The organism is Algihabitans albus, assembly GCF_003572205.1.
Taxonomy (GTDB): Bacteria; Pseudomonadota; Alphaproteobacteria; order Kiloniellales; family DSM-21159; genus Algihabitans; species Algihabitans albus.
Genome location: NZ_QXNY01000004.1, coordinates 152,476 through 176,630 on the forward strand (window position 1 = coordinate 152,476; position 24,155 = coordinate 176,630).

Genomic DNA, 24,155 nt, shown 5'->3' on the forward strand with positions numbered 1-24,155 from the left:
TAGAGCGCTCTTCGAGGGCTCGCTCAAGCCGCGCTGTCGCGCCGGTCTTCGTCGGGAAGACCCTTGGTGGTCGAGTACTCCCAGTGCAGAGCTTCGCCGGGATGGACAAGAGCGTAGATGGCGTGAGCCGCCATCGCGGCCTCGGAAAAGCCGCAGAGGATCAGTTTCAGCTTGCCTGGGTAGGTCGCCATGTCGCCGATGGCGAAGACGCCCGGTACCGAAGTCGCGCAGTTTTCGGGATCGACCAGAATATGACTGCGTTCCAGATCGAGGCCCCAGTCGGCAATCGGGCCGAGGTTCATGGAAAGACCGTAGAACGGCAGAAGAATATCCGCTTCGAGTCGGCGCTCATTGCCCTCCAAGTCCTGCACGGCGACGGCCGACAGTCTGTCCCCGTCGCCCTCCAGTCCCTGCAACTGATACGGCACCACCAACTCGACACCGCTGTCCGGAGCGGCGGCAAGGGCATACAGCTTGGCGACACTGTCCGGTGCAGCGCGGAACTTGGCACGACGATGAACCACGGCCACGGACCGGGCGAGCGGTGCCAGATTGAGCGCCCAGTCGAGCGCCGAGTCGCCGCCGCCGGCGATGATCAGCCGCTTGTCGCGAAAGGCCTCGGGTTTGGGCACCATGTACTGCACCGCCCCGCTTGCCTCGTAGCCCTCCAACCCGGTCAAAGGCGGCCGGTTCGGTCCAAAGGCACCAACGCCGGCGGCGATCACGACCGCCGTCGCCTCGATTATCACGCCCTTCGAGGTCGTCAGCCGCCAACGTCCCTCCGCCGTTCGCTCGAGCCGCTCGACCTGTTGGCCCAGATGATAGCTGGGATCGAAAGGTGCGGCCTGCTCGACAAGCTTCTCGATCAAATCGTAAGCCATAACCTTGGGGTAGCCGGGGATGTCGTAGATCGGCTTTTCAGGATAAAGCGCCGCGCACTGGCCGCCGACCGCCTCCAGCACATCGATTACCGCCGTGCGCATCTTCAGCATGCCGAGTTCGAAAACGGCGAAGAGGCCAACCGGGCCGGCACCGACAATGGCGACGTCGACGGACTGGGCGGCGCCGGTTCCGCCGCCGTCGGTCTCTCCGTTGATGGTCTGAGTGTTCTGGGTCATGGAGCGACGAGACTGGGTCTGTTGTTGAGGCCGTTGGGTAATTCGCTACATGGCAGGCTGTCTCGGCAATGGCAAGGTTCCGCCCGGCTGGACGGGCGCGCGCGGCCACGTGTACAAGGCAGCCGCATGGGGTTGCCAGTTCCAGAGGAAACGCGCGTTGAGGTGCAGCTCTCCGACAAAGCGGCGACGGAGGTATTGGCTGCGCGTCTGGCGCCGCTGCTGCGCCGGGGAGATGTCGTGGCCTTGAGCGGTGGTCTGGGCGCCGGAAAGACGGCCTTCTGTCGCGCCTTGATCAACGCCCTGCCCGGCCCGGCCGAAGAGGTGCCGAGCCCCACCTTCACCCTGGCCCAGGTCTACGAACGCGGCGACCGGCAGGTCTGGCACTTCGACTTCTACCGATTGAAGGATCCGGACGAAGTCTGGGAACTCGGGTTGGAGGAGGCCTTGGCCGAGGGAATCAGCCTGATCGAATGGCCGGAGCGCCTAGGCAGCCAACTGCCACGCGATCGGCTGGACCTGCACCTGGCCACGCCGTTGGCCGACGCGGCGCACGAGCAAACCCGCCTTGCCACCCTGTGCGGGCAGGGTGCCTGGGCCGCACGGCTGGCCGCACAGGCGCAGGAATTGGCCGGACCATGACGGTTGGTGACCGAGAGACGCGCTTGTTGGGCTTCCTGGCGGAGCACGGTTGGCATCTGAGCGACCGTGCCGTCTTGGCGGCCGACGCTTCGTTCCGCCGGTATGACCGACTGCGCCGAGGCGTGCAGACAGCCGTCTTGATGGATGCGCCCCCGGAAAAGGAGAAACCTGCAGCGTTCCTCAGAATTGCACGACTGCTTCGGACCTTCGAGCTCTCGGCGCCGGCGATCATCGCAGCCGACGAGGCCGAGGGCTTCGCGCTGCTGGAGGATTTCGGCGATCGAACCTTCACCGTCGCGCTGGCGGAAGGCGCCGATGAGCGGCAACTCTATGCGAAAGCGGTCGAAACCCTGGTCGCCCTGCAACGCCGCTGGCGACCGGAAACGGCGGTGGAGTTAGACCGTTACGGCATCGAGGAGTTGCTGCGCGAGGTCCGGCTCCTGACCGACTGGACTTGGCCGGCCCTTCAGGGCAACGCCTTGAAGCCGGACATCGCGGCCGCCTACGACGACGCCTGGCGTGAGGCCTTTGCGCGGCTGGAGGCGCTGACGCCCACTCTGGCCCTGCGCGACTTCCATGTCGACAATCTCATGGTCCTGCCGCAGCGGGACGGTCCCGCCGCGGTCGGACTGCTGGACTTCCAGGATGCGCTGATCGGTCACCCGGCCTACGATCTGGTGTCCCTTTTGGAGGACGCGCGCCGAGACATCGCGCCGAAAACGGTGGAGGCATCGCTGGCCGCCTACTTCGCGGCCCTGCCGGAGCTGGACGGCGCCGCCTTCCGCGACGGCTATGCGATTCTCGGCGCCCAGCGCGCCGCCAAGATCGTCGGTGTCTTTACCCGCCTGGACCGGCGCGACGGCAAAGCGGGCTACCTACGCCACATTCCACGGACTTGGCGACATCTGAATCGTAGTCTGGCGCATCCCGCGCTCGAACCCGTAAACGCTTGGTTTGCCGCGCACTGGCCGGTGGATCTGCGCCTGTCACCCGCACCGCAAGAGGCTGCCTGATGACTCTGACCCGTGCCATGGTGCTGGCCGCCGGCCGCGGCGAGCGGATGCGCCCACTGACAGAAACGACCCCCAAGCCGATGATCGCGGTCCACGGCGTGCCGATGATCGATCGCGTTCTCGCGCGCCTCGCCGCCGCTGAGATCGAGAAAGCGGTGGTGAATCTGCACCATCTCGGCAGCAGGTTGCGCGACCACCTGGCGGACTGCGTCGCGCCGCCACTGGTCTTCAGTGAGGAAGCGGAACTGCTGGAAACCGGCGGCGGGGTCAAGAAGGCCCTGCCGGAACTGGGTACCGCACCGTTTTTCGTCTGCAATGGCGACGTCGTCTGGCTGGATGGGTACCAACCGACCCTCGAGCGGCTGCGGCGCTACTGGGATCCCGAGCGAATGGATGCCCTGCTGTTGCTTCAGCCGAGCCCGGTCGCGATCGGCTATGACGGTCCCGGCGACTTCGTGATGGATCCGCAGGGTCGCCTGCGCCGGCGCCGCGAGCGCGAGATTGCGCCCTTCACCTTCGCCGGCGTCCAGGTCCTGAAGCCCGAGCTTTTCGCAACGACGCCGGACGGCGCCTTTTCGCTCAATCTGATTTACGATCGCGCCATCGAACGTCAGCGGCTCTTCGGATTACGCCACGATGGCGCTTGGTACCACGTTGGACGCCCCGAGGACTTGGAGCGGGCCGAGTTGGAGTTGCGCTTCGAACTTGGCGGGGGTCATGAAGAGCGGATGGCAGCTCAAGAATAGAACGGCCGGGAGAGGTCGGAAGGAACGGCAGGTCGGTGGAGGGAGCGCAGCCGAAGGTCTATAGCATCGATCCCGAGGTCGGCTTCGTCGATGCCCTCGCCCGCGGCCTCTTGGCCCGTTCCACCGATCCACTGGATCTCTCCAGGATCCAATTGCTGCTCCCGACCCGTCGCGCCGGACGGGCCTTGTCCGAGGCCTTCCTGCGCGTCGCCGGAGGGCAGGCACTCCTGCTGCCACGCATCCGGCCACTGGGCGAGATCGACGCCGACGAGCTGCTGATCTCCGGCGAGCCAACCGGCTTGGATCATGCTTTCGGCAGCACTGGCATAGCTGCCGACCTGCCACCGGAACTGCCCGGCGTGACCCGCCAACTTTTACTCGCCCGCCTCGTATTGCGCTGGGCGGAGCAACGCGGCGACACGGCTGCGCCGGCGGAAGATCAGGCCATCCGCTTGGCCGGTGAACTGGGGCGGCTGATCGACTCCGTGGAGACGGAGGGTCTGGACTTCGCCGAACTCGCCCGCCTGGCACCCGAAGACTACGCGGTCCATTGGCAGAAGACCTTGGACTTCCTGCGGATCGTCACCGATAGCTGGCCGGAGATCCAGCGAGACCTCGGAACCCTCGGCGCGGCCGAGCGCCGTCGCCGGCTGCTGGAGGCGCAGGCGGCGGCTTGGCTGGCCGAACCGCCGCAAGGCCCTGTCGTCGCCGCCGGCTCCACCGGCTCGATTCCCGCCACGGCCGAGTTGCTCAAGGTTATCGCCGGGCTGCCGAACGGCGCCGTGATCCTGCCAGGCCTCGACCGCGAGATGCCGGAAACCGCCTGGGCGCAAGTGCTGGAGGCGCCCAGCCATCCGCAGCACACACTCGCCCGTCTGCTGCGGCATCTGGAGATCGGCCGCAAGGAAGTGGCAGACTGGCCCACATCGCAAGAGGCGACCGGGACATCGGGTCAGACGCCGGCCACAGCCCGGCGCTGTCTGATTGCCACGGCGCTCTGGCCGGCGACGGCAACCTCCGGCTGGGCCGAGATGCCGAACGACTTCTCCGCTCAAGAGGCCGAGCGGGCTCTGACGGGTCTGCGCCGCATCGACTGTCCGGACCCTGGAACGGAGGCCACCACGGTGGCTCTGCTGCTGCGCGAAACACTGGACACGCCTGGCAAACGAGCCGCCTTGGTCACGCCCGACCGCGCTCTCGCCCGCCGGGTCGCGGCCGAACTGCGCCGCTGGGGGTTGGAGGTGGACGATTCGGCCGGACGGCCGCTCGCCACCACGCCGCCCAGCGCCTTTCTGCGCCTCACCGCGCAGATGGTGGCGGAGCGGCTGGCACCGCTGCCGCTGCTCGCGACCCTGAAACACCCCCTCGCGGCCGGCGGCGAGGAGACCGGCCGCTTTCGAACGCAGGTCCGCCGGCTGGAGACCGCGGTGCTGCGGGGCCCGCGCCCGCCGGCCGGCTTCGACGGACTGCTGGAGGCGGCGCGCGCGGAGACGGCAGGCCGTTCGATGGTGCCCTGGTTGCAGCACCTGGCCGGCATGGCACGCAGCTTCGCCACGCTCCTGAACAATAGGGCTGCCGGTCTTGCGCAGACGGCGGAAGCACACGTTGCCTTTGCCGAGGCCTTGGCAGCTAGCGACAGCGAACCCGGCGCCACCCGGCTCTGGCGCGGCGAAGCCGGGGAAGAAGCGGCAGCCTTCTTCGCAGAGTTGCATGACGGTGCCTTGACCGCAGGCGGTCTGACCGCCGCGCGCTACCTGGCCGTTCTGGAGGCTCTGATGACCGGCCGCGCTGTCCGCCGCCGCTATGGCGGCCATCCACGGCTGGCCATTCTGGGTCCGCTGGAGGCCAGGCTGCAACAGGCCGACCGCCTGATCCTGGCCGGCCTGAACGAGGGAACCTGGCCGGCCGAGACCGAACCGGGACCTTGGATGAGCCGGCCAATGAGGGCCGCCTTCGGCCTGCCTCCCGTCGAGCGCAAGATCGGTTTGGCGGCGCACGACTTTACCCAGGCGGCGAGCGCGCCCGAGGTGATCCTGACCCGCGCGGAGCGCGTCGAAGGAACACCGACCGTTCCGTCACGCTGGCTGCTGCGGCTCGACGCGCTGTGTAACCTCCTCGGCAGACCATCTGCGCTGGCCGACGAGAGCGCACTTTGGGCGACCCGCGTCGAGGCGCTCGATGCGGCCAAGGCCTACCGACCCTGCGATCCGCCGTCGCCGACGCCGCCAGCCGCCGCACGGCCCAGGGGCCTGTCCGTCACTCAGGTCGAGACCTGGATGCGCGACCCCTACGCCATCTACGCACGCCACATCCTGAAGCTCCGAAAGCTTCCGGCGCTCGACGAGGAACCGGGCGCCGCCGACAAGGGACTGATCGTGCACGACGCCCTGGAGGCTTTCACCAAAGCTTGGCCCGTCACCCTACCGCCGGATGCGGAAGCGCAGCTCCTGAACCACGGCCGCGCGGTTTTTCAACGCATTCGGCACCGTCCGACTCTCTTCGCCTTTTGGTGGCCGCGCTTCGCCCGCATCGCGGCCTGGGTGTCGAACAGGGAGGCGGAGCGGCGACCGCAACTTACGGAGCTGCTGAGCGAGATCGAAGGCCGGATCGATATCGAGGGGTTTGAACTGCGCGCACGTGCCGACCGGATCGAGCGGCTGATCGACGGCGGTCTGGCGCTGATCGACTACAAGACCGGTACGGCGCCGAGTTCGAAATCCCTGCGCCTCGGCTTTTCTCCGCAGCTACCGCTTGAGGCGGTCATCGCGCTGGCCGGCGGGTTCGAGGGACTGCCGCCTGCCGAGGTGGCCGAACTTGCCTTCTGGCGCCTGAGCGGAGGGCATCCGCCCGGCGAAATCAAAACGCTCAAGCCAGGCAAGGAGACGCCGGCGATCGAGGATCTTGCAGTCCAGGCGCGGAACGGTCTCGCGGCATTGGTCACGCGTTTCCGAGATCCGAGCACGCCCTATCACGCCCGGCCACGCCCCGATTGGGCGCCGCGCTACAGCGACTACGAACATTTGGCCAGGGTCAAGGAGTGGACCGCCGCAGAGGTCGAGGAGGGCTGATGGCTGCCGGACCTTCCGCGAGTCTCTCACACGAGGCCCAACGCGCTGGAAAACTCGAACAGGCCGGCCGCGCCCAGGCTCAGGCTGCGGATCCACGGGCCAGCGTCTGGGTCTCGGCCTCAGCCGGGACCGGCAAGACAAAGGTCCTGACGGACCGGGTTTTGGCGTTGCTTCTGGCGGGAGCCGATCCGGCACGGCTCCTCTGCCTGACCTTTACCCGAGCCGCCGCCGCGGAGATGCAGACCCGCTTGGCCCGCCGCCTCACCGCCTGGGTAGCGCTACCTGAGCTGCAGCTTCGCTCGGAGGTGCAGGCCCTGACCGGCGTTTCGCCCGGTGCGGATGACCTGGCAAAGGTCCGCGCCCTTTTTGCACGCGTCCTCGAAGTGCCGGGCGGCATGAAGATTCAGACCATCCACAGTTTTTGCCAATCGCTAATCGCCCGCTTTCCGATCGAGGCCGAGATCGCCCCGCATTTCGAGTTGATGGACGAGATGACGGCGCGAGAGACGATGGCCGACGCAAAGGCGCAGGTGCTGGCCCGTGCAGCGGACGATGGCGGCCCGCTCGGTCAAGCGTTGGCCACGGTCGGGGCCTGGGTGAATGAAGAGGACTTCGACAAGCTTCTGAGAGAGTTGCTCGGCCGGCGCGCCCAACTGGCCGGAGCCCGGCGCAGGTTTCTAGGAACCGACGGCCTGGTGAAGGCACTGCGGAGCCGACTCGGGCTGGCGGAGGAACAGACTTACAAGGACCTTCTGGCCGAGGCCTGCAACGATCCGGCTCTGGACTCTGCAGATCTGCGGGCAGTCGCCCAGGCGATGCAACGGAGTGGCGGCAAGACCGACGCGACGGCAGGTAAAGCCATCGCGGATTGGGTTGAGACCTTGGAGGGCCGACCGGACCGCTGGGAAACCTATCTCTCCGCTTTCTTCAAGCAGGACGGCGAACCCCGAACACGCCTGGTGACCAAGGCGACTTTGAAGGTTATGCCGGGCGCCGAGGTCGTTTTGGCAGCCGAGGCCGAGCGACTGACGGCGCTGCGCGAACGCTTGAAGGCCGCAACGGTCGCCGAGGCCAGCGAGGCATTACTTCAACTCACCGGAACAATCTTCGACGCCTACGAGGCCGCCAAACGCCAAAAGGCCCGGCTGGATTATGAAGACCTGATCCAGACCAGCCGCGCCCTGCTGGAACAGCCGGCGATCGCGCCTTGGGTCCTCTACAAGCTGGATGGCGGCCTGGATCACCTGCTGATCGACGAGGCGCAGGACACGAATCCGGACCAATGGCGCGTCGTCGAGCTGCTGACGGAGGAGTTCTTCGCCGGCCTCGGCGCCGATCCGCCAGCGCAAGACCAGCCCGCGCGCAGCGTTTTCGCCGTTGGCGATCCCAAGCAGTCCATCTACTCTTTCCAAGGTGCCAATCCGGCTGAGTTTCTGCGCATGCGCGGCCACTTCGCGCAGCGCGTCCGCCAGGCCGAGCGCGGTTGGCAGCCGGTCGATCTGGTCCACTCCTTCCGCTCCGTAGCGCCGGTGCTGGACGCCGTGGACGCTCTCTTCGCGGAGACGGCCCAGCGGGACGGTGTGACCTTCGGCGAACCTTGGCGCAACCATGATCCGGTGCGCGTCGGCCAAGCCGGCTGTGTCGAGCTCTGGCCGCCGGTTTCACCGGAAGACCGAGCCGACCCGGAGGTCTGGAGCCCCCCGACGGAACGCAGCGCTGAGACGAGTCCCCGCGCGCGCCTGGCCGAACTGCTGGCCGAGACGATCCGCCGATGGACTCAAGCCGAGACGGTTCAACCCGGTGACGACGCCTGGCTGGCGTCCCGCGACCGTCAGATCAAGCCCGGTGATATCCTGGTTCTAGTGCGGCGGCGCAACGCCTTCGTCGAAGAGTTGATCCGCGCACTCAAACAGAGAGCGGTTCCCGTCGCTGGGATCGACCGCATGGTGCTGACCGAACAACTGGCGGTGATGGATCTGGTCGCGCTGGCCCGCGCCTGCTTGCTGCCGGAGGACGACCTCACCCTCGCCTGCGTCCTGAAAGGCCCGCTTGTCGGACTGAGCGAGGAGCAGCTCTACCACCTGGCCTGGAACCGCGAACATCGTCTCTGGCAGTCGTTGGAGCGGCATGCGCGGCAAGACCCGGTCTATCGTGCAGCCTTGAATTTCCTGAGGGTGCAGCGTGGGCGCGCAGATCTGGTGCCGCCTTACGAGTTCTTCGCCGAGTTGCTGGGTGCCGAAGAGGCACGATCTCGACTGCTCGAACGGCTGGGTCCAGACGCCGCTGACCCGATTGAAGAGTTCCTGGGCCTCGCGCTCAGCTACGAAGCCGAACATACGCCGAGTCTGGAAGGCTTTCTTCACTGGATGGAGATCGGTGCACAGGAGATCAAGCGCGACGCCGAGGTTGCCGGAGCCAGCGTACGTGTGATGACAGTCCATGGTGCCAAAGGCCTGCAGGCACCGGTCGTCTTCCTGCCGGACAGTATGCAGACGCCGCACCACAGCGACCGTGTCGTCTGGCTCAACGGAGATGACGGCTCCATACCTGCTTGGGCGCCGCGCAGGTCCGTCGAGGATTCGGTGACCGCCGCAGCACGGAGAAGGCTCGAAATCGCCGGCCAGGATGAGTACAAGCGGCTCCTGTACGTGGCTTTGACGCGGGCGGAAGACCGTCTGTATGTCTGTGGCTATGAGACACGTACGCACACACCTGAAGACTGCTGGTACAAGCTCTGCGAAAAGGCCTGGACGGCGACTGCCGAGCGGATCGCCTTCGACTTTACCGAAACGACGGCCAGCGGATGGAGCGGGCCAGGGTTGCGAATCGCTGCGGCGCAAACAGCCATGCCGGCGCCGGAGGTGCCTCTGCTGGCTCCCCCAGACCGAATCCCACCCGACTGGATCCTGCCGGCTTGGGCAAGTCGCCGGCCACTGGCCGAACCAAGCCCCCCCAGACCGCTAACGCCCTCCCGGCCCAGCGCCGAGGAGCCGGCCCTGCGGTCGCCCCTGAGTGACGACGGTGGTCAACGCTTCGCGCGCGGACGCGCAATTCACCGCCTGCTGCAATCGCTGCCCGACCTGCCGCCCGAAGCGCGCGCGGAGGCCGCCAAGCGCTATCTCTCGGCCCAAGCCCTGAGTTTCGCGGGCGAAGGCATCGAAGCACTGACGGCGGAAGTCCTCGCGGTGCTCGATCATCCCGACTTCGCGGCGCTTTTTGCCCCCGATAGCGTCGCGGAGGCCCCGATCGTGGGACTGATCGAAGGTGCGGACGGCCCGGAGGCGGTCAGCGGCCAGGTCGACCGACTTTGCATCCTCCCGGACAAAGTGCTTGTCGTGGACTTCAAGACAAACCGCCCGGCCCCGGAAAGCCTGGTCGATGTAGCGCCGATCTACCTGCGCCAGATGGCGCTCTACCGGGCGATTCTGGCCCGCCTCTACCCCGACCGGCCGGTCGAAACGGCGCTGCTGTGGACGGACGGCCCGCGGCTGATGCCGCTGCCGGAGACCAGCCTTGCAGCTTATGCACCGCTGGCGACCCCCGCCTCATCTTGACGCTGCAAGCGGGCGCTCGCCATATTCAGCGAGACAACCGTCGGGGTACGGCGCGACACGAAAATCGCGAACCAGTGAACCGCCCCGATACCGGAAAACGCAAGGAACCCAACTATGAGCATCGACCACGTCAGCGACGCGAGCTTCGACTCCGACGTCATCAAGGCCGACCTGCCTGTCGTCGTGGACTTCTGGGCCGAGTGGTGCGGCCCCTGCAAGATGATCGCACCGGCCCTGGAGGAGATCGCCCAGGACCTGAACGGCAAGGCGCGGATCGCCAAGCTGAACATCGACGACAATCCCTCGACACCGGCACGCTACGGCGTACGCGGAATCCCCACGCTGATGATCTTCAAGGACGGCCAGGTGGCCGCCACCAAGGTCGGGGCCCTGCCGAAGGGTGCCCTGCAACAGTGGATCGAGGACAGTATCTGAGATCCCGGCCATCCGGCACGGACGACAATCGGCAACGCCCCGGCTTCTGTGGTCGGGGCGTTTTGCTTTGGCCTCCGCATAGACCCGCAGCCGGTTATCGGCGAACTGGGGCGCGGACCCGCTTGGCGTCCTCACCGAAGAGGAAGGCCAGCAGAACATAGCGCTGCCCTCTGGCGACCGGCAGCGCCTCATGCAGCAAGGAGCAGGAAAAGGCGACGGCATCGCCGCTGGCCGGCTTGAAGAGGTCGGGCCCGTATTCCGGAAAGGTCAGCTCTCCGCCGTCGTAGTCCTCGGCGTTGAGGTTGAGGGTCACGGCAAAGCGCCGATGGGCGCCGGAGAGGGTATTATTGTCCCGGTGCGGCTTGAAGAAGCCGCCGCTTTCCGCGTCATAGCGGACCACCTTGAACTCCTCGAAGGCGGTCACGCGGTAGAAGGTCGCCTTGGCGATCTCAGGCAGCAGACGACGCAGGAACCGCAACTTGACCGTCGCCACGAGCCCCGGCTCCTTAAGGTAGTGGTCGCGTCGGTTCTTGACCTGCGAATCCTCGATGTTGCGCCCGCCCCCCGCCACGTCGCGCAGCACACCGGAGGGCTCGTTCTCGGTCGCATGCAGCGCGATCAGCCGCGCGCAGAGCTCGGGCTCCAGCACATCGGAAACGTAAATCGCCGGCGCCAGCGGCCCCTGGAACAGCCGTGCCTGCCGATGCGGCTGCGCCGCCAGATAGGCACGGACCTGGGCGAGTGGATCGGCCGCGGCCGGATCGATCAGCCGAATCCGCCGGTTGGCGTCGGTGATCAGCAGCAGACACTGCGGTGCGGCGAAGGGGTCGGCCTGACGCCGCCAAGGATAACCGAGTCCTCCGGCCACCTGGCCTTGCGGGTCCGACAGGAGCGCAAAAGGCAGGTTCGCCAGACTCCGGGCCTTGGCGTTGACCTCCGGCGGGACGGCGGTGATGCAGAAGAAGTGAACCCGCTCGCCAAGCTCCTCCCAAACTTCGGCGAAGGTCCGTAGCAGCTTGGCCGCAGCCGGCGCACCCGGATCCGGAGTCAGCAGCAGAACGACGGGATGGCCCAGTGCCTGGGTGGAGAGAACCGAGACACGCATCGACTGATCCTGCAACTGGAAGTCCGGCAGCAGGTCGCCGACGATCGGCGGCGGCAGCGGCGCCTGCGAGGCCTTGCCGGCGAGGCCTGGGGGCGTGGTCGGTGCAGTTGCCATGGCGGGCGCCTCCTGAACGCCGCCTCCGGTCTAGCTGCTCACCCGTGCTCTGCCAAGACCTTCCCGGCGAGATAGAGCGAGCCGCAGATGAGGATGCGCGCCGGTCGCTCTGCGGACGCCATCAGCTCCGCCACGGCCTGCTCCAGGTCGCCGGCGGGCGCAGCGGCGATTCCGCAGGCTCGGGCGTGAGCCGCAGCCTCCTCGGCGCTGAGAGAATTCGCCTCGCCGGGAATCGCGACAGCCCGCAGGCGACGCACGGACCCCGCGAGGGGCCTCAGGAAATCCGCCGCCGCCTTGGTATTCAGCATGCCATAGACGAGATCGAGCGGGTCCGACCAGCCGGCGGCCTCGGCCGCCAGCATCTCCCCAGCCTGGGCATTGTGGCCACCGTCCAGCCAGAGCTGCCAGCCCTGGGGCAGGGCCGCGACCAACGGCCCCGTGGTCAAATGCTGCAGGCGGGCCGGCCAACGGACGGAGCGCAGACCTGCGGCAATGGCCGTGGCCGGAAGGCCGAGCCGGCGCGCCAGAACGGCGGCTTGACCCGCATTGTCGAGCTGATGGGCACCGATCAAAGCCGGATGCGGCAGCTGCAAGGTTTCGGCACCGTCGCGCAGGCGAAAGCCATCCGCTTGCGGTACGACCTCCCATTCCTGGTCCCGCCGCAGCAGCGGCGCCCCCACCTCGGCCGCACGCGCGGCGATGACCGCTGCGGCCTCCGGCCTCTGGCGAGCGATCACGGCGGTTACGTCTGGCTTCAGGATCCCGGCTTTCTCCAAGGCGATCTCGGGAAGCGTCTCGCCCAGATACTGCATGTGATCCATCGATACCGGGGTGATCGCAGTGAGGGCCGGCCGGGCGATCACGTTGGTCGCGTCCAACCTCCCGCCAAGGCCGACCTCGAGCAGCAGGACGTCGGCGGGAGACTGAGCGAAGGCCAGAAAGGCCGCGGCCGTGGTGATCTCGAAGAAGGTGATCGACGCCTCGCCGTTTGCCGCCTCGCAGATCTCCAACAGTGCCAAGAGGTCGGTTTCGGGAACCGGCTCACCCGCGAGGCGAATCCGCTCATGAAAGCGCACCAGATGCGGAGAGGTGTAAACGTGCACGCGTTGGCCGTCCGCCTCCAGCATCGCCCGTAGCAAGGCGATGACGGAGCCCTTGCCGTTGGTACCGGCGACATGCACCACCGGCGGCAGTCGCCTGTCCGGACGACCGAGCCGCGACAGCAACCGCTCGATCCGTCCCAGCGAAAGGTCGATGATCTTTGGATGGAGCCGGGTCAGCCGTTCCAGGACGGCATCGCTGCTCTGGCTCACGCGCCGCGCGACTCCGTCTCCGGGTCGCCGGACGCCGGATCCCCAACACCAGCTCCGGCTTGCGGACTTGCCGGCTCGAGCTCGTCGAGCGTCTCGCCCGAGGGTTCTCCGGCTGCCTTGGTAACGTCGAGCGGCACGACCTCGGCCAGTGGCGCCGTAGCCGTCAGTAGCGACAAGAGCTTGCCGATGGTCGCGTTCAGATCCTTGCGCTCGACCACCATATCGATCATGCCGTGGTCGCGCAGATATTCAGCCCGCTGAAACCCCTCGGGCAGAGATTCGCGGATCGTCTCCTCGATCACCCGCTGACCGGCGAAGCCGATCACGGCTCCGGGCTCGGAAATCTGGATATCGCCGAGCATGGCGAAGGAGGCGGAGACGCCTCCGGTCGTCGGATCGGTCAGCAGCACGAGGTAGGGCAAGCCCGCCTCCTTGACTTCTTCGACGGCGATGACGCTGCGGGGAAGCTGCATCAAGGACAAGATCCCCTCCTGCATCCGCGCTCCGCCGGAGGCCGGCACGGCAATCAAAGCCGCCTCCTGCAACACGGCCAGGCGCGAGGCCGCGAGCAACGCTTCGCCAACGGCAATACCCATGGAACCACCCATGAAACCGAAGTCGAAGCAAGCGACGACAGCCTTGTGACCGCCGATGGTGCCATGGGCCACCAGGATGGCGTCCTGATGTCCGGTCTTGCTGCGGGCCTTCTTGAGGCGATCGCTGTAGCGCTCGCGGTCGCGGAACTTGAGCGGGTCTGCCGGCGTTTCCGGCAGTTCGATGGTCTGATACTCGCCCCCGTCGAACAGCAGTTTCAGCCGCCGTTCGGCACCGATGCGCATATGATGGCCGCAGTTGGTGCAGACCCGAAGGTTAGCCTCCAACTCCCGGTGGAAGATCATCTGCCCGCAGGAGCCGCACTTTTCCCAGAGGTTTTCCGGAACGTCCTGCTTGGCGATCAGTGAGCGGATACGGGGGCGGACATAGTCGCTGATCCAGTTCACGTCTTCAGGCCTCCCGCCAATTCACGCACAAAGCCCTGCACATCCTCGGCCAGCCCTGGCCTCGCCCGGCCCGTGTCGTCGAGGTTGCTGCGCACCCGCTCCACCAGCGCCGAGCCGACCACGGCAGCGTCGGCCACGGAGCCGACCTCGCGCACCGCGTCGGCCGTCTTGATGCCGAACCCAACGGCAATGGGGACGTCGGTATGGCGCCGCAGGCGCGTGACCGCTTCCGTAACTTGGGCACGGGTCGCGGACTTGGTACCGGTGATCCCCATGACCGAAACGTAGTAGAGGAAGCCGGAGACCTCGGCCAGGACCCGCGGCAGACGCTTGTCGTCGGTGGTCGGGGTCGCCAGGCGGATCCAGTGCAGACCGGCCGCGCGCGCCGGCTGGCAAAGCTCGCTATCCTCTTCCGGCGGCAGATCCACGACAATCAGCCCATCCACGCCGGCCTCCACCGCACGCCGCAAGAAGACGTCGTTGCCCAGGGCGTAGATCGGATTGTAGTAGCCCATCAGTACGACCGGCGTCGCGTCGTCCGTCTCGCGGAAAGCAGCGACCAGATCCAGGGTCTTGGCCAGCGTCATACCGGCGTCGAGCGCCCGCAGGGAGGCCGCCTGAATCGCCGGACCGTCGGCCATGGGGTCGGAAAAGGGCATGCCGATCTCGATCACGTCGGCCCCGGCTGCGGGCAGACCGCGGAGAATCTCCAGCGAGGTCGCCACGTCCGGATCTCCAGCCGTCAAGTAGGTCACCAAGCCGGCCCGGCCTGCGGCTTTCAGCTCGGCGAAACGTTTTTCCAGACGGCTTTGCGCGGAGTCGGCTGCAAGGGAAGCGGCGCCGGCGCTCATGCCAAGTCCTCTCCCAAGTGCTTGGCCACGGCGAAGACGTCCTTGTCGCCGCGTCCGCAGAGATTCATGACCAGCAGGTGATCCTTGGGCAGGGTCGGTGCGAACTTGGCGACGTGGGCCAGGGCATGGGCCGGCTCCAGGGCCGGGATGATGCCCTCCATCCGGGTACAGAGCTTGAAGGCCTCCAAAGCCTCGGCATCGGTAACGCTGACGTACTCGACCCGACCCGACTCCTTCAGCCAGGCGTGTTCCGGCCCGATGCCTGGGTAGTCCAGACCGGCGGAGATCGAGTAGGCATCGACGATCTGCCCCTCGTCGGTCTGCAGCAGGTAGGTGCGGTTGCCGTGCAGAACGCCGGGTCGGCCGCCGCTGAGGCTGGCGGCATGCTCGCCCGTGGCGATCCCCTTGCCGGCCGCCTCGACCCCGATGACCCGTACCTCCGCGTCATCCAGGAAGGGATAGAACAGGCCCATGGCATTGGAGCCGCCGCCGATGCAGGCCACCAGGGAGTCCGGCAGGCGCCCCTCCGCCTCCTGCATCTGTTCGCGCAGCTCCGTGCCGATCACAGACTGGAAGTCGCGCACCATCATGGGATAGGGGTGCGGGCCGGCCGCCGTGCCGATGATGTAAAAGGTCTCCTCGACGTTGGCGACCCAGTCGCGCAGCGCCTCGTTCATGGCGTCCTTCAGGGTGCCGGTGCCGCTCGTCACGGGCCGCACTTCGGCCCCCAGCAACTTCATGCGGAAGACATTGGGCTGCTGTCGCTCGATGTCGGTGGCGCCCATGTAGACCACGCAGGGCAGGTTGAAGCGCGCGCAGACCGTGGCCACCGCGACGCCGTGCTGACCGGCCCCGGTCTCCGCGATGATTCGGGTCTTGCCCATGCGGCGGGCCAGGAGAATCTGGCCCATGCAGTTGTTGATCTTGTGGCTGCCGGTGTGGTTCAGCTCATCGCGTTTGAAGTAGATCTTGGCGCCGCCCAAGGCCTCCGTCAGCCGTTCGGCGTGATAGAGCGGGCTCGGCCGACCGACGTAGTGGCGGGCGTAGTCGTCCATCTCTTTCTGGAAAACCGGATCCCGGCGCGCGTCCTTGTAAGCCTGTTCGACTTCGAGGATGAGCGGCATCAGGGTTTCGGCCACGAAGCGGCCGCCGAAGCGGCCGAAGTGGCCCTGCTCGTCCGGGCCACTCTTGTAGGTATTCAGTTTTTCGGCAATCGACACGGTTTTCTCTACACATTCATAAGCTGTCGTCGCGCCCGACTCTGCCCCATCAGGCGCCAGCGGGCAACGCAACGACGATCAGAGGTCCCGACAGAGAGCCAGGAAGTCGCGGATCTTCTCGGGGCTTTTCAGGCCAGGTGCCTCCTCGACGCCGCTGGAGACATCGACGGCCGGCGCCGCCGTTATCTGGACCGCCTCGCGCAGATTGTCCAGCGTCAGCCCGCCGGAGAGCATCCAGGGACGCTGCCAGCGTCGGCCCGTCAGCAACCGCCAATCGAAGGAGAGCGCATTCCCACCCGGCAGAGCATCGGCCCGAGAGGCCGGCGGCTTGGCGTCGAACAGCAAGCGGTCGGCCACCGGCTCGAAGGCCGCAACCGGCTCCAGGTCGGCCGCCCGCGCCACCTTGACGACCTTCATGACGGGGATTTTCCACCGGCCACGGATCTCCGCCACCCGTTTCGCGGTCTCCGAGCCATGAAGCTGCAAGAGGTCGGGGCGGAGATCCGCAGCGACCCGCTCGAGCAAGGCGTCGTCGGCATCGACCAACAGCGCGACCTTTTGGGTCTGAGGACCGAGGTCAGACGTCAGTGCCGCCGCCTGCTCCACCGTGACGGCGCGCGGGCTCCGGGGAAAGAAGACCAGGCCGACCCAGCGCGCACCGCCGGCCACAGCAGCCGCCAGGGCCTCCGGCGTCGAGACTCCACAGATCTTCGCATCGACGGACATGATCGGAACAGCTCTACAGATTCAGTGGGTGAGGGCCCTGGAAGGCGCGGACGTAGCCGGCGGCGTCATGTCCTCGTCCGGCGCCCAACCGGTGCAAGTGCGGAAAGACAGTGACAAGACAGCAACGAGCACAGCGGCGAAAACATAGCCTATGGCGAGCAAGGCGAAGAACGACAGAAACACCTCCTCGCGACCCCACGAGAAAGAGAAGAGCAGCCTCCCGTTCGCCAAAAACCAGCGCTGTAGAAGGATCGGCAAGGAAGCGATCGTAATCGCGAGCATCGAAGGCCAAACACAGGCGCCCACTAAACTCCAGGCATTTCCGGCAGTCTTACGCCATGAATCGCCGAAACTGAAGCGCTCATCGATAGCTATGGCGGGCAATACAAGAACCAAGCGAATCAGCAAATAACTGCCGGACAGCAGAGCCGAAAACAACAAAAGAATAATCGTTGCAAATCCTCTCGGCAAATTCGGTGATATAGTCACCTCTTCGCCAAAAAAGAACAAGAGTAGTATTAAATGATCAACTGAGAAAACAACGCCAGCTCCAAGCGGAATATTATAAAATAACAATATCATGAAAAATGGCAGAAACAACAGTGCAAAATGCAGATGGCGGCGGCGGATCAGCGGGAAAAGCCGAGGCGTTTCGTCTAGAAGAAACGCGCGATGCCAGGCGACGGCAAAAAGGCTGAAAGCGCAGACGTTTACAAAGAAGGCTGTGAGCAGTAGGGGCAAGCGCATCCCCGGCTCCGCCCAGAGTTCCGCCATCACAAGCAGACTCGCCGTGGAGGCCGAAAAAGGGACGGCCGCGGCAAACGACAGCTGTCCAAGCCGCCACAAGGTGAACTTCTGGGCTTCGAACAGCGTCCGAAACATTGGCAGCGGCGCGACAGGGCCGCGCGGCGACAGGGCGGATAAATCGGTCACAAGTCTGCTCCCGTTCCGGCCGCCGAACCCGCCAAGAGAAGCTCCGGCCTGGGCAGGCCGAGAACTCCGCATCGATGGATCAGTCCAAATGACTCTCGAAATTCGGCGCCAACAGCCTTCAGTGGTAGCCGGCGTCCCCGCTGTCGTCGTTTCGAGGTAACTCGGCAGTCGGACTAGAACCCGGCGGTGTCTGTCCACTGTCAGCTATCCATCCGGTACAAGTGCGGAAGGAAAGCGACAGGAGCGACACAAAGACGGCCGCAAAGATGTAGTTCACCACCGAGAGTGTCACAATCATCAGCACTCCGAGGGCGCCACCGACTCCGGACCCGCCCAAGGAACCGCCGACTCCCAGCAGCCCCCCGCCCACCGCCAGCAGACCGAGCATCACCACCATCATCGGCAGGACGGCGAGCAGGTAGGCTCCGATCAAGCGCCAGGCGTTACCCGCCGTGGTCCGCCAGGACGCCCCCAGACCGAAGCGTTCATCCACGGCGGCAGCCGGAAAGACGAAGCTGAAGCGAGCCAGCAGATACACGCAAGACAGTGCGAGCGGCAGGGCAAGCAATGCCATGGGCGATCCGGAGGGACCTGCCGCAAGCAGTCCGAACAGGAAGGCGGGCAAGACGACGACCCCCGCCACGATCAGGGTGATCAAGAGTGTCATCAGCCAAAAGCGGAGCTGACGATCGCCAAGGCGCGGCAGCAGACTCGGGGGCTCGTTGACCAGGAGCGCACGATGCCAGGCCACGGCAAAGATCGCGTAGGCGAAAAGGTCGACGAGCAAAGTAACGAAGGCGAACGGGGTCTCCCCCAGGCCGGCATCGATCAGCGCGACCAGCATCGACAGGGCGAAGGGAACGATCGCGGCAGTGACGACCTGGCCGATGCGCTGCAGTGTGAACTGATAGGCATCGGTCACTGTCCGAACCACCGGCAGCAGCGCGACGGGACCGGATGGCGGCGTGGAGGAGAGGTCGGTCATGGAGGTATTTCGATCCTGTTTCGGCGCGCAGGCGGTTTGTCGTTTGAGGTGTAAGCAGGGGTTAGCACAACCAAGTCCGTTCAAGCTACGCGGGCGGCCCCGACATCGGCGACCGCGCTCACGTCCCGGCGCCGGAAGACGGCGGCGCCCAGGCGGTCAGCTTCGTGAAAGCGACTGAGCCGAGGGTGGCCGATAAAACTCCGAAAACGACATGCACCAGGCTCTGGAGCGCAACGTAGACGGCCTCCCGGAGACCGCCTATGCCGGGGCCCTCCAAACCAAAGGCGAGCGAGACCCAGTTGGGCTCGTCCAGAGAGGCCGCGAAAGCGATATCCGCCCCGATCAGCAACAGCCCCCACGGCAGCGTGAGCAGGATAGAGACGAGGAGAAGCCTCCAGCCGTTGCCTGCCGAGGCTCGAAGGGCATCGCGTAAACCGAAGGTCTCGTCCAGCGCGATCGCAGCCAGGACCAGAAACAGTCTCAGAAACAGATAAGAGGAAACGAGGAGTACGGTGACCAAGATCGCAACGGCGATAACTTCGCGAAACAGGTCTTCCACAGGCGTAGGTCGAACGAAAGCCTCGGCCACCCAGGCCGGGCCGTAGATCAGCAGCGACAACAGAAGCGCCATAAGACTCATGCGCAGATGACGGCGCGATAATCTCGGCAGCAAGGCCGCGCGCGCGCCGAGCAAGAAGGTCCGGTACCAGGCGACGCTCATAACGGCCATGACCATGAGCCCGGCAGATAGGGCAAGTGCGTCGATCAGAGCATTCCGCGACCCGGCACTCGCCAAGGCCAGCGCGTAATAGAGAGGAAAGAGCCCCGCGGCGGCCACCACAAGGTCGCTGGCCTGCGCGACCACGAGAGAGAGCGTTGTCTTGACCGTACCAAAGATAGGCAAACCTAGCCCTGCGATCCGAGATGCCTCCGACACAGCCGATTCGACCTCGCCTCCTCCACAATCCGCCGATCAGGCCGAGTGTAGCAGCCGGAACCGTAGCCCTGTAGAGAGAGAGGCGGTTAGGCAAAGTGCAGCGGTTGGCACGACGGCCAAAACAAGGGCGATGGCGTTGGAGTGATATCGGTCATTAGATCCACCGCTCCTCGCACAGGGCCTTCTCAGGGCACGCTGGCTTGCAATGGCTGTGAGACCGTCAGGCTGTCACACACCATTCGGAAGACAATCGCAGCGACACCGGCAGATGCACCAAGGCTCAGAGTCCAGACCGTCGCCTGAATCAGCGCGGCCAAACCGGTCCAGAATGAGACGGCAGTCGCCGCCTCCGACAAGAACAACGTCGGAGAGACAACAGCGACCAGGATCGCAGGACTTGCCGCGAGCAGGAGGGCCGCCGCCACCCGCCAAGCGCTGCGGGCCATCAAAAAACAAGACGCGCGAAGGGTGACTCCGGCGCCGACGGCACTGCCGGGAAGCACGAGGAGGAGCCGGGTATTGATAAGAAGCCAAAAGGCGAGCGCCAAAACGACGATCAGAACGGGTCCGGCCTGTACCAAAACCGGAGCCGGAAAGACCCATTCGATCAGCAGTTGCCACACGAGCATGGCCAGAAAGCCACCACCGAACACCAGCCCAGCGACGATCAAGGACAGAAAGAGGCTATACAGCAGGTATCGCAAAAAACAGCGCGGGACCGACGGACGCAGTCCCCCGACCGGCAGAAGTCGACGACGAGACCAACCGAAAGAGAGCAGAACGAAAGCCAGAAAGTCGGCGAATGCTGCGGCAATGAGAGCCGGGTCGAATTCGCCCGACAGCTCGGACCGCAACTCGATGTGGCTTGTGTAGACAAGCATAACGAAGGGGACGGCCGCCACCTTGAGAAACCCGAGCCAGTCGTCGTACAGAGCCCTGTAAGCGCCACATACCGTTGCTCAAAGCGCTATGTTGACAGGCACAGGTTGTGGTGGTTGATCATAGGGCCACGGGGGAAAACCGCCGGCGTCAGTCGTCATGCATTCAGCCTCGGCCAGCCAACTCTGAGACGATACGTTCTGCAGCGGCGGCGGGGTCGGACGTGCCGGTAATCGGACGACCGATCACCAGGACATCGGCGCCCGCGGCCAGTGCCTCGGCCGGTGTCGTGACGCGCTTCTGATCGCCGACGGCGGACCAGGTCGGGCGAATGCCGGGCACCACGAGCTTGAAGTTCGTGCCGCAGGCCGCGCGCAGCGCAGCAATCTCGCGCGGGCTGCAGACCACGCCGTCCAGACCGCAGTCCTGCGCCAACCGTGCCAGTCGGAGCACCTGCGCACTGGCGGGACCCGTTTGGCCCACCTCAGTCAAGTCGGCATCGTCCAGGCTGGTCAGCACGGTAACCCCGATCAGCCAGGGCCGCTCATGACCGAGATCTTCCGAGGCCTCGCGCGCCGCCTCGGCCGCCGCGGCCATCATGGCGCGGCCGCCGCTGGCATGGACGTTGAGAATTGCCGGACGCAGGTGGCAGGCGGAGCGGACGGCGCCGGCCACAGTGTTGGGGATGTCGTGGAACTTGAAGTCAAGGAACAGGGGTTCGCCGCCGGCCGCTGCCCTGATCCCGTCCGGCCCCTGGGCCGTGAAGAACTCCTTGCCGAACTTCAGACCGCCGACCCGGCCGCGCAGGGTTTCCGCCAACATCTGCGCTCGTGCGAGATCCTGCGTATCGATTCCCACATAGAGCTTCGCGCGTGCATCGCTATCCGTCATGGCAGCTGTGATACCAGAGCCGCCGCACGAGGTCACGCACAATCAATAGCTGTAATTCACTGCCTGCCACTCTCCGCATCGCGACTGGACCGACAGCACAGATCCAGACGTAACCGGTTAGAACTGCTCCAGCAGGCGCTCGATGTAGTCGAGTTCCTGCGGCGGACGGAAGTTTTCACCGGAGCGCTTACGTAGTTCCTGCAAGATCTCCCGGGCGCGCTGCAGTTCCATCTCATCGGGAATCGCCACGTTGTCGCGGTTCATCTGCCCGGCCTCGCCCTGACCGCGACCGAGCGGATCGCGGCTCTCGCCCGGATCGACGCCGGTCTGCGTGCCTTCCTGACCGCGACCGCCACCGAGCTGCTGGGCAAGCTGCTCCAACATGGCTTCCATACCTTGCTGAAGTTGGTCGACGGCCTGGCCTTGAGGGTCGATCGCGTCGCTCGGCGAACCGTTCTGGAGGGCCTCGCGTGCTTCGCGCATGGCCTGTTCGGCCTGGCCGAGAGGCTGTGGCATATTACCCGTCATTTCGCCGAACTGGCGCATCACCTCACCCAATGCGCGGCGCAGCGCCTCCTGAGACCGCGCATCGCCGGCGTTTGAGCTGCGCTCGCCCTCGCGGCCCTCTCCGTCGCCCTCTTCTCCCATTTGGTTACGCTGCTCGCGCTCGCCCTGTTGCGAGCGCTGAAAGCTGCGGTCGAGCAGCTCCTGCTGTCGCCGCGCCAGAGTCTCCAGGTCCTCCATCATGCGCTGTGTCTGCATGGAGTCCGGGTTCATGCGTTGCTGGTAGGGATTGGCCTGCAGGTTCTCGAGCATCTGCTGCAGGTTCTCCAGCATCTGCTGGGCCTGTTCGCGGGCGCCAGACTGCGCCATCTCGCGCATCTGCTCCAGCATCCGTTGGAAGTCTTCGCGCCGCAGGATCTGGGCATCGGGCGGCAACTCGTCGGCTTCGATTTCGCCGTCGGCATTGCGCAGCTCGTCCAACGCCTGCTCCGCCAAGGCTTCAAGGAAACGGTCCAGAGCCTCTTGCAGCGCATCGGTCAAACGCTCGATTTCCTCGTCGGGCGCGCCCTCGGCAAGCGCTTCCTGCAGTTGGCGCTGCAGCTCGCGCAGATCGCGCTCAGCGAGGGACAGCTCGCCATCCTCGAGTCGCAACGCCGTGTCCCAGAGTAGATTCTGAACCGAGGTGACCGCTCCATCACTGCGGTCGTACATCAGGCGGCGTTCGGCCAGGCTGATCGCCAGACCGACAACGGCATCGAAGAAGAAATGAGCGGGCTGCTCCGTGATTTCCCCCAGACGCGCGATCACCGGTGCCTTGGCGTCGGGTGCAAGGGTGAGCTGCCGGCGGAGTTCCACCAGCTCGCGGGCCACCGGATGATTGAAGATCCGCTGCGGCAGCACCGTCTGAAAGGCCTCGGTGGTGCCGATCTGATCGATGGCGTCGCTCGCCACCAAGGTAATGGTCACTTCGATCCCGGCCCAAGGATGGGGCGAAAGATCATGGAAGCTGGCGCCCTCGGCGTTACGCGGCGCAACGGTCGGCAGGATCAGCTCCAGTTCGAGCGGCTCGGCGTCCGGCGCGTCGATCCGGCGAATGACCGCCGTCATGTCGCTGAGACCGTAATCGTCGCTGGCCAGATACTCCAATGCCAGTGCACCGCGCTGGGTCGCGCTGGGAGGTGCCGTGTATTCCACCACCGGGGGCGTATCCGGGGTGACCTGGATCGGCCATTGCATCAAGGGCAGGTCGTCCTGTTCCAGCGTCAAGGTGCGCCCCTGATCGACAGTCAGTTCCGCCTTCCAGGAGGCCTCGCCCACCCGCTCGAAGGCATGACCGCTGCCATCGACGCGCAACAGGGGCTCGCCACTGCCGCCTTGTACTTGAGCCAGGAGCGTGGAGCCGGCCGGCAGCATGACGCCGTCGACCTGGTCCCGTGCCGTGTTCAACAGACGGGGCGGCGCGCCGGTATAGCCGGGGGGATCGATCCAGACGTCATAGGAAGCCGGAGGTAAAGGCTCGGCGGCTGCAAAGCGCGGCATCGCGGCGTCGCCCAGACGACCGGCCCAGTCGCTGCCGGCCGCAACGAATCCGATCACGAGCAGGAGACCGAGAGCCGCGCGCAGGCCATAGCCGTCGACCCGCGCCCAGCTCGCCCGCGGTGCGGCAAGCCGCAAGCGCGCGATCTGTGCGGCCAAACGCCGGCGATGCGCTTCCCAGAGGGCTCGTGCCTCGGGATCGTCGTCGGTCGCGAGCTCATCGTCCAAACCGGAAAGCGGCCGGTGCTCCAGACCGCTGTCGCGTTCGAGCCGGCGCAGCGCCGCCCCCTCGTCCGGCAGCCGCATCTCCCGGACCGCGCGGCGCAAGGCCCAGATCAGTGCGGCCAGAAAACCGAACAGGGCGAGGACATGCAGCCAGGCGGGCAGAGCCGGCAACAGGCCGAATAAAGCGAGAACGAAAAAGACTCCGAGGATACCGAAGGCTGGCCAGAGCGGCGGCCAGGCGCTTTCGACCAGGAGCGCCAGTTCCGACAGTCGCAGACGCCATGACAGGCCTGGCGGCCGCTGCGGCGGCGTCCGGGACGAGTCGTCTGGGAGATCGTTCTGCACCACCCGCCGCTCCATCC

The 24,155-nt window shown here is 65.9% G+C and carries 19 protein-coding genes; 6 read left to right on the top strand and 13 right to left on the bottom strand.

Annotated elements, in window-relative coordinates:
* Positions 1 to 23 precede the first annotated feature (23 nt).
* The gene (locus tag DBZ32_RS10810; RefSeq protein WP_119167182.1) at positions 24 to 1,118 is read right to left on the bottom strand and encodes an NAD(P)/FAD-dependent oxidoreductase; all 1,095 of its coding nucleotides are present in this window, start codon (positions 1,116 to 1,118) and stop codon (positions 24 to 26) included.
* Positions 1,119 to 1,244: 126 nt separating this feature from the next.
* Here DBZ32_RS10810 and tsaE point away from each other — a divergent pair, with 126 nt between their 5' ends.
* The 6 genes from tsaE to trxA all read left to right on the top strand — a co-directional run bounded on the left by tsaE (position 1,245) and on the right by trxA (position 10,573).
* Entirely contained in the window at positions 1,245 to 1,757 is a 513-nt protein-coding gene (gene tsaE, locus DBZ32_RS10815; RefSeq protein ID WP_119167183.1) for a tRNA (adenosine(37)-N6)-threonylcarbamoyltransferase complex ATPase subunit type 1 TsaE, read from the top strand.
* Positions 1,754 to 2,770: an aminoglycoside phosphotransferase family protein gene (locus tag DBZ32_RS10820; RefSeq protein WP_119167184.1), complete on the top strand. Its 1,017-nt coding sequence runs from the start codon at positions 1,754 to 1,756 to the stop codon at positions 2,768 to 2,770. Before tsaE ends, DBZ32_RS10820 begins: the two co-directional genes overlap by 4 nt.
* Positions 2,770 to 3,516 carry a nucleotidyltransferase family protein gene (locus DBZ32_RS10825; RefSeq protein WP_119167185.1) on the top strand — a complete coding sequence of 249 codons (747 nt, stop codon included), beginning with the start codon at positions 2,770 to 2,772 and terminating at the stop codon, positions 3,514 to 3,516. Before DBZ32_RS10820 ends, DBZ32_RS10825 begins: the two co-directional genes overlap by 1 nt.
* Before the next feature lie 35 nt (positions 3,517 to 3,551).
* Positions 3,552 to 6,584 (top strand): double-strand break repair protein AddB, encoded by a 3,033-nt coding sequence (gene addB / locus DBZ32_RS10830; RefSeq protein ID WP_119167186.1) that lies wholly within the window; start codon positions 3,552 to 3,554, stop codon positions 6,582 to 6,584.
* Positions 6,584 to 10,138 (top strand): double-strand break repair helicase AddA, encoded by a 3,555-nt coding sequence (addA, locus tag DBZ32_RS10835; protein WP_119167187.1) that lies wholly within the window; start codon positions 6,584 to 6,586, stop codon positions 10,136 to 10,138. The genes addB and addA overlap by 1 nt, the downstream gene beginning before the upstream one ends.
* 114 nt (positions 10,139 to 10,252) lie before the next feature.
* Positions 10,253 to 10,573: a thioredoxin TrxA gene (gene trxA, locus DBZ32_RS10840; protein ID WP_119167188.1), complete on the top strand. Its 321-nt coding sequence runs from the start codon at positions 10,253 to 10,255 to the stop codon at positions 10,571 to 10,573.
* 94 nt (positions 10,574 to 10,667) lie between these two features.
* On the opposite strand, the gene DBZ32_RS10845 is transcribed toward trxA, so the two are convergent.
* The 12 genes from DBZ32_RS10845 to DBZ32_RS10900 all read right to left on the bottom strand — a co-directional run bounded on the left by DBZ32_RS10845 (position 10,668) and on the right by DBZ32_RS10900 (position 24,138).
* Positions 10,668 to 11,792: a 2OG-Fe(II) oxygenase gene (locus DBZ32_RS10845; RefSeq protein ID WP_119167189.1), complete on the bottom strand. Its 1,125-nt coding sequence runs from the start codon at positions 11,790 to 11,792 to the stop codon at positions 10,668 to 10,670.
* 38 nt (positions 11,793 to 11,830) lie between these two features.
* Positions 11,831 to 13,105 carry a bifunctional folylpolyglutamate synthase/dihydrofolate synthase gene (locus DBZ32_RS10850; protein WP_119167190.1) on the bottom strand — a complete coding sequence of 425 codons (1,275 nt, stop codon included), beginning with the start codon at positions 13,103 to 13,105 and terminating at the stop codon, positions 11,831 to 11,833.
* Entirely contained in the window at positions 13,102 to 14,106 is a 1,005-nt protein-coding gene (accD, locus tag DBZ32_RS10855; protein ID WP_119167191.1) for an acetyl-CoA carboxylase, carboxyltransferase subunit beta, read from the bottom strand. The genes DBZ32_RS10850 and accD overlap by 4 nt, the downstream gene beginning before the upstream one ends.
* Positions 14,103 to 14,957: a tryptophan synthase subunit alpha gene (trpA, locus tag DBZ32_RS10860; protein ID WP_119167192.1), complete on the bottom strand. Its 855-nt coding sequence runs from the start codon at positions 14,955 to 14,957 to the stop codon at positions 14,103 to 14,105. Before trpA ends, accD begins: the two co-directional genes overlap by 4 nt.
* Positions 14,954 to 16,171: a tryptophan synthase subunit beta gene (gene trpB / locus DBZ32_RS10865; protein ID WP_119167744.1), complete on the bottom strand. Its 1,218-nt coding sequence runs from the start codon at positions 16,169 to 16,171 to the stop codon at positions 14,954 to 14,956. Before trpB ends, trpA begins: the two co-directional genes overlap by 4 nt.
* An 84-nt stretch (positions 16,172 to 16,255) precedes the next feature.
* Positions 16,256 to 16,903 (bottom strand): phosphoribosylanthranilate isomerase, encoded by a 648-nt coding sequence (locus tag DBZ32_RS10870; RefSeq protein WP_119167193.1) that lies wholly within the window; start codon positions 16,901 to 16,903, stop codon positions 16,256 to 16,258.
* 21 nt (positions 16,904 to 16,924) lie between these two features.
* Positions 16,925 to 17,836 carry a hypothetical protein gene (locus DBZ32_RS10875; protein ID WP_119167194.1) on the bottom strand — a complete coding sequence of 304 codons (912 nt, stop codon included), beginning with the start codon at positions 17,834 to 17,836 and terminating at the stop codon, positions 16,925 to 16,927.
* Positions 17,837 to 17,954: 118 nt separating this feature from the next.
* Positions 17,955 to 18,821, bottom strand: a complete 867-nt coding sequence (locus tag DBZ32_RS10880; protein ID WP_119167195.1) for a hypothetical protein — start codon at positions 18,819 to 18,821, stop codon at positions 17,955 to 17,957.
* A 118-nt stretch (positions 18,822 to 18,939) separates the two neighbouring features.
* On the bottom strand, positions 18,940 to 19,725 hold the full coding sequence (locus tag DBZ32_RS10885; RefSeq protein WP_119167196.1) for a hypothetical protein: 786 nt from the start codon (positions 19,723 to 19,725) through the stop codon (positions 18,940 to 18,942).
* Positions 19,726 to 19,943: 218 nt separating this feature from the next.
* Entirely contained in the window at positions 19,944 to 20,429 is a 486-nt protein-coding gene (locus tag DBZ32_RS10890; protein WP_162906712.1) for a hypothetical protein, read from the bottom strand.
* A gap of 373 nt (positions 20,430 to 20,802) precedes the next feature.
* Positions 20,803 to 21,528 (bottom strand): orotidine-5'-phosphate decarboxylase, encoded by a 726-nt coding sequence (pyrF, locus tag DBZ32_RS10895; protein WP_119167198.1) that lies wholly within the window; start codon positions 21,526 to 21,528, stop codon positions 20,803 to 20,805.
* A 117-nt stretch (positions 21,529 to 21,645) separates the two neighbouring features.
* Positions 21,646 to 24,138 carry a TIGR02302 family protein gene (locus tag DBZ32_RS10900; protein ID WP_162906713.1) on the bottom strand — a complete coding sequence of 831 codons (2,493 nt, stop codon included), beginning with the start codon at positions 24,136 to 24,138 and terminating at the stop codon, positions 21,646 to 21,648.
* Positions 24,139 to 24,155: the final 17 nt, after the last annotated feature.